Here is a 7,213-nt window from a genome sequence, read left to right on the forward strand (position 1 = left end):
CGATGATCGCCATCGCAGGCGAGGCAGCGAAAGTCGCCAAGGGCGAATGGCCTTTGGCCGACAATCCGCTGGTCAACGCGCCGCACACCGCCGCCGAGGTGCTGGCCGGCCAGTGGACCCATCCCTACTCGCGCCTGGAGGCGGCCTATCCCGCCGGCGACGCCGACACGGCAGCCAAATACTGGCCGCCGGTGTCACGCATCGACAATGTCGCCGGCGACCGCAACTTGGTCTGCTCGTGCCCGCCCCTGTCGGACTATCTGGGAGCAGCGGAATAAATTCTCAGACTACGCTGAGCGCAAGGCCGGCTCGACCGGGTCGGCCTTGCTCATTCTTTTGCGGCTGATGACGCAATTTCGTCCGGCGCGTTTGGCGGCATAGAGCGCCGCGTCCGCCTCGGCGAGCACATTATCCAGGCTGCTGCCGCTTGCCTCGCCAAAGCCGATGCCGCCGCTGACCGTGCTGCGCAGCTTGCCGAGTTGGGTGGCAACGATTTCGGTGCCGAAGGCAACGCCGATCTTGCTGGCGAGATCGTAGGCCTTTTCGTCCGTCATCCGCGACATGACGATTGCGAACTCCTCGCCGCCCAGGCGAAAGGCGTCGACGCCGGTCCTGGCGTATCTCTTGATGACAGCAGCAAAACGGCACAAGACCTGATCCCCGACCGGGTGACCATAGACATCGTTCGTCCGCTTGAAGTGGTCGAGGTCGAACATCACGATAGACATGAACGGGCCGAAACTCCGCTCGCCGTAGAGCGACATCAGCCCTCGCCGGTTCATCAACCCCGTGAGTGGGTCGGTCATGGTCTCCGCCTTCAGCTCGATCTGCGCCTGCAGATGGTGGAGGGAGAGCGTCAATGCACCGAGCCCGGTCATGCAGGCCACCGCCACGACGGAATTCAGCCGTTCGGCCCAGTTATCGGGCGCGACGGCGAGCGTCCATTGCCCCTTGGTCAGCAGAACCACGCCGCAGAGCGCAAACGACACCGCGCAGGTGCCGCTCAGAAACGAAACCACCAGCAGGATGCGGCGATCGTGGCTGCCGTTGATCCAGAACATGGCGCCGATCGCCGACAGCAGCGCCGTCACCGTGGTGTAGGTGATGATGAAGCCGACACCGTCAAGACCCAGGAACGTCACGGCGGCACAGATAGCCATGGCGGCAAGCGCCGGTGCAATGGCGCGTCTGTAGCCGTGCACGCCCAGATATTGCATGGCCGACACGCAGAGGATCAGGAACCCTAGCGTGAGCAGCGCAAGCACGATCTGACAGAGCAGCAGATCGGGATCCTTGGTGTATCGCCAGAACAGGATCACATGCGCGACCAGCACCAGAATGCCGCACGCCACCGTCAGCACGAAGCCTGCCTTGGGCGCGGTGAACCAGATCGCAAACATGGTGACGCTGAGGCAGATGCCCGACAGCGCGGCTGCGAGCAGGAGCGAACTGAAGTCCAGCATATCGGGCAAGGGCCTCTCGAGCGTCGGCGGTTACGCCGTATTCTAGGTCAGCGGCAGTCCTCAGACATGGTTTTCAGCCGATCTTTCGACGCAACCTGCCGATAGGGTTTACAAAGCGTCGATGCCTTATGTCCCGAAACCGGACCTGGGACGCAACGACCGGATCAACCCTTGTTCAAGAGAGCGAGGTTGGCGTTGACGACGGTGGGATCGACCATGCCGGCCTTCGCTTCGAGCAGCAGCGCCCTGGCCTTTTTGCGATTGCCGCGCAGCAGTTGCGAATAGCCCATGTTGTTGACGATCTGCGGCTTGCGGCCGGCGACTTTCAAAAGCTGGCCGTAGGCACGGTCGGCGAAGTCGAAGCGGCCGAGTTCGTCATAGGAAGCAGCGAGCCCCATCCAGGCCTCCGCATTGTCGGCCTTCAACTCGACGGCCTTGCGAAAGTGCTTTTCGGCGAGGCCGTAATTGGCGTCGCGAAACTGCGCCTTGCCTTGCGCCAGATCGGAGGTGTCGATGTCTTTTGCCGCCGGTTGGATAGCGGTGGTCTTGGTCGTGTCGACGCCACTCGACGTACAGCCAGACATCATCAAGACGGCCGCCAGCGCGGCCATTGCCGTGAACTTACTGTGACGCATGCCCCTGCCTCATCGCCCGATTTGCCGGGTCGTTCTTCAGGAGACACATTATATCAGCGACGCTTAAACTTTGGTGCCGAAACGTCACCAAAATTTGGTTTCGGGCACACCAGCCATTAACCACCAGGCACAAGACGAAGAGTTATTTCGAAGAGAATCCCTGCAGCAAGGTCGTTAGCGGCCTTTCACGGCCCCATGACCTTGAGCGCCTCCGGAACCGGGTAGCGGCTGCCGTCATAGCGCAGCCGGTAGGTCCGGTTCACCGACTGGCCGGGATGGGACTGGCACTCGCCATCCTTGTCGGGAGATGGGTTGTCGGTATCCGTCCGCTCGGCCACCGAAATGTCGTGATAGCCGTGATGGCTCGTCGGGCTCATTGCCAGGCTGACTTCGGTCGAATGAAAGGATCCCGCGCAACTGGCATCGCCTTCGCCGCCATTGCCGGCCACGACGAGGCCGTCGAGCACCGACCGTAAGGCATCGCCGGCGACAGCATAGAGCCGCAGGTCGGTTTCACTGAAGGGGTTGGCCTGCGAATGGTTCGCGATTTCGATGCGCAGGCCGAAGGCACTGACCTCGGGCGCCAGCCTATAGCGGCCGGTATCGAGTTCGATCTTGCGGATGGCGATGGCATCGTCGGTGATCAGCCTGGGCTGGAGCAGGCGCTGGCGCACCTGGAGGCTGTTCCTGTCGACGACCAGAAGCTCGATATCGCCGACATGCCCATCGTCGCTGGATTGGGTGCTGTCGATCAGCGGCACCGCGACCAACAGCAGATCGTCATGGGCGGGCCATATCTTGCAGACTAGGACAAATGGCGAATCGGCATCCGCCAGGGCGATGCTGATATGGGGTTCAAGCGTGAACGAGGCGCCGTCGGCGCTCTTTCGAGCCTTGGGATAGGCCTGCTGCATCAAGGCGGCAGCATCGCTGCAATCGCCCGCCACTGCCCAGGCGGGCGACAGACCGGCGGCGGCGAGGCCGAGGAACAGAATACGCAACAGCATTCGCATGGGCTTCTCACGTCGCAGGGGCAGAATGCGGGCAGAATAATGGGCTGTCAGCCCTGCTGGGGCTTTCGTGGGGCGCTCGCTAGTGCCCCGTCATTTTGACGATGACTGGAATCGCCGCAATCATCAACACCACCGGCAGGATGCACACCACTACTGGCACCGACATCTTGGCCGGCAGGGCGTGCGCCTTTTCCTCGGCGAGCGACATGCGCTTGTGGCGCATATCGTCGGAAAAGACGCGCAGCGCTCCTGACAGGCTGGTGCCGAGTTCCTTGGACTGTTGCAGCAGCGTGGCGAAGGAGCGCACCTCGTCCAGGCTGAGGCGGTCGGCGAGCGCCTTCAGCGCATCGTCAAGGCTGCGCCCGGCCCTCAGCTCCAGCGACACCAGCTGCAGGTTCTGGCTCAGCGCCGGATAGGTCTTGGCGAGTTCCTTCGAGACGCGCTCGATGCCGGCCTCCATGCTCATGCCGGCGTCCGAGCAGACGATCATCAGGTCCATGAAATCGGGAAAGCCGTTGCGGTACTCACGCCTGCGTTCCCGCACCTTCTGGCTCAGCACCAGGCCAGGCAGGAAATAGCCGGCCGCTCCCGACAGGATGACGAATGTCCAGCGGCTGGCCATTGTCGCGTCCGGGCTGGCCATCCACCGGTTGAGCACAAACACGCCGATTGCCGTGCCGATCATCGCGGTGAACCGGATCAGGAAGAACATGCCGACAGCGCGCGGCTCCATATATCCCGCCTGGATGAGCTTCATGCGCAGCCGGGCGACATTTTCCGGATCGCTCTTGGCGTAGAATTCCTGCGCCCGCTTCACCGCCTTCTCGCGCACGACGCCGGTATTCTTCTTCTGCACCGGCTCGGGCTTTGCGGCCAGGGGACCGTTGTCGACCCTGAGCCGGCGCATGACCTCATTGCGATCGCCCTTCGCCGCCATCATAGGCCATGCAACAGCGGCAGCGCCCGCGGCCAGCAGCAGGATGGCCACCGGCATCAACGAGGTCGGGGCGAGCGAGGCGAGGAATTCGATGAAGCCCTGCATGTCAGAACTTGAAATTCGACATCTTGAACATCATAAAATTGCCCAGCATCAGCCAGGTGATCGACCCACCAAGCAGGTACCAGGTCTTCGGCTCACCCCAGACGTCGCGGTAAAAGCTCGGCATCAGCGCCATGATGGCGGCAAACAGCAAGGCCGGCACCGCCGTCAGGATGTAGGCCGACATTCGGCCTTCTGTCGCAATGGCGCGCACCTTGCGGCGCAGCTTGCCACGCTCGCGGATTGTCGTCGCCAGGCCGTCGAGGATCTCGCGCAGATTGCCGCCCGAACTGGTCTGGATCGAGACGGCGGTGACGAACAGCGGCAGATCCTCCTGTCCGACCCGGTCGAACAGCGAGTTCAGCGCCGAAACCAGATCGGAGCCATAGGTCACTTCGTCGGCGATGACGCCGAACTCGGTGCCGATCGGGTCCGGCATCTCGCGCGCGACCATGGCGATCGCCACCGGCACTGGGTGGCCGGCCTTCAGGCCACGCGTGATCAGTTCCAGTGCCTCCGGCAGCTGCATGCCGAACCGCTTCAGCCGGCGCTTGCGCTTGAAACGCAACGTCAGCACCGGCAGCACCGGCACAAGCACCACAAACAGGACAAGTCCCATCAGCGGTGGCAAGCCGTACCAGATGGCGACCAGACCAGCGGCGAATGCGACACCGCAGGTGATCATCAGGAATTTCGACAGCGGCATGATCATGCCCGACTGGGTTCGCAGAGCGCGGAACCGGTCCGGCGAAAACAGCGGCGTGCCAGCGTCAAGGCCCCGCTCCTTGCGCAATTGGACGAGCACCTGCTCCTGGCTGATCTTGTGTTCCTGCAGCTTCATGCGCCGGTTGATGGCGGTGCGCTTGTCGCTGCGGCCGGCATAAAGCAGGTAGCAGGCCTCGGCGATCAGGATGCCGGTAAGGGCAGCCGCGGCATAGACGACGTAGATCGCGCTGAGCCCGTCGAACACTTGGCTACTCCTGCGGCCGGCCGGGTTCGAAATATCGCCCGGGGAATTCGATGCCCATGGCGCGCAGATCCTCGAGGAATCGCGGCCGGATGCCGGTCGCCTCGTAGTAGCCGAGGATCTTGCCGTCGGCCTCCATGCCGGTACGCACGAAGCGGAAGATCTCCTGCATCTGGATGACATCGCCTTCCATGCCGGTCACCTCGGCGACGCTGGTCACCTTGCGCTTGCCGTCGGACAGGCGCGTCAGCTGGACGATCAGGTCGAGCGCGCTGGCGATCTGGCTGCGGATCGACTGCACCGTCATCGGCATGCCGGTCATGCCAAGCATCTGCTCAAGCCGCGAGATGGCGTCGCGCGGCGTGTTGGCATGGATGGTCGCCATCGACCCTTCGTGACCGGTATTCATCGCCTGCAGCATGTCGAATGCTTCCTCACCGCGGCACTCGCCGAGGATGACGCGGTCGGGGCGCATACGCAGCGCGTTCTTGACCAGGTCGCGCTGCTTCAGCTCGCCATGGCCTTCGATGTTGGCCGGACGTGTTTCCATGCGCGCAACATGCGGCTGCTGCAATTGCAGCTCGGCCGCGTCCTCGATGGTGATCAGCCGCTCATCTTCCGGAATGAAGGCCGACAGCGCATTGAGCATGGTCGTCTTGCCGGTACCGGTGCCGCCCGAAATGATCGTCGTCTTGCGGGCATGCACCGCCGCCGCCAGCACTTCGGCCATGTTCTGGGTGATGGCACCGAATTCAACCAGTTTGTGCAGGCCGAGCTTGTTCTTGGAGAACTTGCGGATCGACACCAGTGGTCCATCGACCGCAACCGGACGGATGGCCGCGTTGAAACGCGAGCCGTCCAGCATGCGAGCATCGACCATCGGCTGCGATTCGTCGACGCGACGGCCGACCGCGGCAACGATCTTGTTGACGATGCGCAAGAGATGCGCCTCGTCCTTGAACGGAATATGGACCGGCTGCAGCTTGCCCTTCTTTTCGACAAAGCAGTTCAGGTGGCCGTTGATCAGGATGTCGTTGATGTCGGGGTCCTTGAGCAGCGGCTCGAGCGGGCCGAGGCCGACCATCTCGTCGACGATGTCGTCGACCAGCGCATCAAGTTCGACGGTGTTGATCGCCATCCGCTCCTGCTTGGTCTTTTCCGACACGAAATCATGCACTTGCCGGCGCATCTCATCCTTGGGCAAACGCTCCAGCGCGACGAGATTGATCTCCTCGAGCAGCAGCCGGTGGATGCGCACGCGCGCATCGAGCACCTTGTTGGCATTCTTTGCCGGCGCTGCGTCAGGCTTTGCCGGCAAAGCCTGACGCAGCGCCGGCAAAGCCTTTCGGTTCGTCGGAATGACGACGGCATGATGGGCGACTGGCATGGGCTCGGCAGAGCGTTGCGGACGCGCATCGCGGTTCTGCAAAGTGGAGAAGCGGCTGGTCATCCGGCTTTCCTCTTCAGCAATCCACGGCCCATGCCAAACAGCGAGCGTGATTTCGCTCGGGTTGGGACCGCTTCCTCCGGCAGGATGATCTTCTTCAGATCATTAATGACATTGGCGTTCGGATCGATCTCGTGCAGCGGCACACCGCGATCGACCGCCTCACGCACCAGCCGGTAGTTGTTGGCGATGCCGCCGACGAAATGCTCGCCGAGAATTTCCTGGACGTCCGCCTGCTTGATGCCGTTGTCGAACATCTTCTGTTCGAAGCGGTTGACGATGACGTTCGGCTTCACCTCCTTGCCGGCGGTCTCGTAGACCGCCTGGATCAGCCGCTGCGTATGGCGCAGGCACGGCACCGTCATCTCCGCGACGATGTAGAGCTTGTTGGAACCGAGCAGCACCGTCTCCGTCCATGGAAACCAGGTGCGCGGCATGTCGATGACGACATTGTCGAAATAGGCCGAAACGAGATCCAGCATGCGCACCACGACATCGGTCTTGAACGAGCGCATTTCCGACGGATGCGTCGGTGCCGCCAGCACGCAAAGTCCGCTGGCGTGCTTGGACAGCATCACATCGAGCAGTTGGCGATCGAGGCGCTCGGGCTGGTTCTCGATCTCGGTGATGTCGAAGCGCGGTTCGAGGT

7 protein-coding genes and 1 pseudogene are annotated in these 7,213 nt (G+C 62.6%); 1 reads left to right on the plus strand and 7 read right to left on the minus strand.

Annotated features, from left to right (window positions below; genetic code table 11):
* On the plus strand, window positions 1–278 hold a 278-nt coding region (locus EN935_RS15645; protein ID WP_164771150.1), incomplete at its 5' end, for a hypothetical protein.
* A gap of 9 nt (window positions 279–287) precedes the next feature.
* Here EN935_RS15645 and EN935_RS15650 read toward each other — a convergent pair.
* From EN935_RS15650 to EN935_RS15680, 7 genes and pseudogenes are all read right to left on the minus strand, one after another.
* Complete coding sequence (locus tag EN935_RS15650; protein ID WP_127262886.1) at window positions 288–1,463, minus strand: GGDEF domain-containing protein; 1,176 nt, start codon at window positions 1,461–1,463, stop codon at window positions 288–290.
* A gap of 164 nt (window positions 1,464–1,627) precedes the next feature.
* Window positions 1,628–2,098: a tetratricopeptide repeat protein gene (locus tag EN935_RS15655; RefSeq protein ID WP_127262874.1), complete on the minus strand. Its 471-nt coding sequence runs from the start codon at window positions 2,096–2,098 to the stop codon at window positions 1,628–1,630.
* A gap of 185 nt (window positions 2,099–2,283) precedes the next feature.
* Window positions 2,284–3,105 carry a hypothetical protein gene (locus tag EN935_RS15660; protein ID WP_127262875.1) on the minus strand — a complete coding sequence of 274 codons (822 nt, stop codon included), beginning with the start codon at window positions 3,103–3,105 and terminating at the stop codon, window positions 2,284–2,286.
* An 85-nt stretch (window positions 3,106–3,190) separates the two neighbouring features.
* Complete coding sequence (locus EN935_RS15665) at window positions 3,191–4,153, minus strand: type II secretion system F family protein (RefSeq protein WP_127262876.1); 963 nt, start codon at window positions 4,151–4,153, stop codon at window positions 3,191–3,193.
* A gap of 1 nt (window position 4,154) precedes the next feature.
* Window positions 4,155–5,120, minus strand: coding sequence for a type II secretion system F family protein (locus EN935_RS15670; protein WP_127262877.1), 966 nt, complete (start codon window positions 5,118–5,120; stop codon window positions 4,155–4,157).
* Window positions 5,121–5,124: 4 nt separating this feature from the next.
* Window positions 5,125–6,567 (minus strand): CpaF family protein, encoded by a 1,443-nt coding sequence (locus tag EN935_RS15675; protein WP_127373428.1) that lies wholly within the window; start codon window positions 6,565–6,567, stop codon window positions 5,125–5,127.
* Window positions 6,564–7,213, minus strand: a pseudogene (locus EN935_RS15680) (response regulator receiver protein); the annotation flags it as partial. The pseudogene EN935_RS15680 and the gene EN935_RS15675, both read right to left, overlap by 4 nt.

Origin of the sequence: Mesorhizobium sp. M7D.F.Ca.US.004.03.1.1 (genome assembly GCF_003998635.1) — a bacterium.
Taxonomy (GTDB): Bacteria; Pseudomonadota; Alphaproteobacteria; order Rhizobiales; family Rhizobiaceae; genus Mesorhizobium; species Mesorhizobium loti.

Coding starts and splice junctions, on each gene's coding strand:
- EN935_RS15665 (WP_127262876.1), bottom strand. CDS start 4,153: ATGCAGGGCTTCATCGAATTCCTCGCCTCGCTCGCCCCGACCTCGTTG.
- EN935_RS15660 (WP_127262875.1), bottom strand. CDS start 3,105: ATGCTGTTGCGTATTCTGTTCCTCGGCCTCGCCGCCGCCGGTCTGTCG.
- EN935_RS15675 (WP_127373428.1), bottom strand. CDS start 6,567: ATGACCAGCCGCTTCTCCACTTTGCAGAACCGCGATGCGCGTCCGCAA.
- EN935_RS15655 (WP_127262874.1), bottom strand. CDS start 2,098: ATGCGTCACAGTAAGTTCACGGCAATGGCCGCGCTGGCGGCCGTCTTG.
- EN935_RS15650 (WP_127262886.1), bottom strand. CDS start 1,463: ATGCTGGACTTCAGTTCGCTCCTGCTCGCAGCCGCGCTGTCGGGCATC.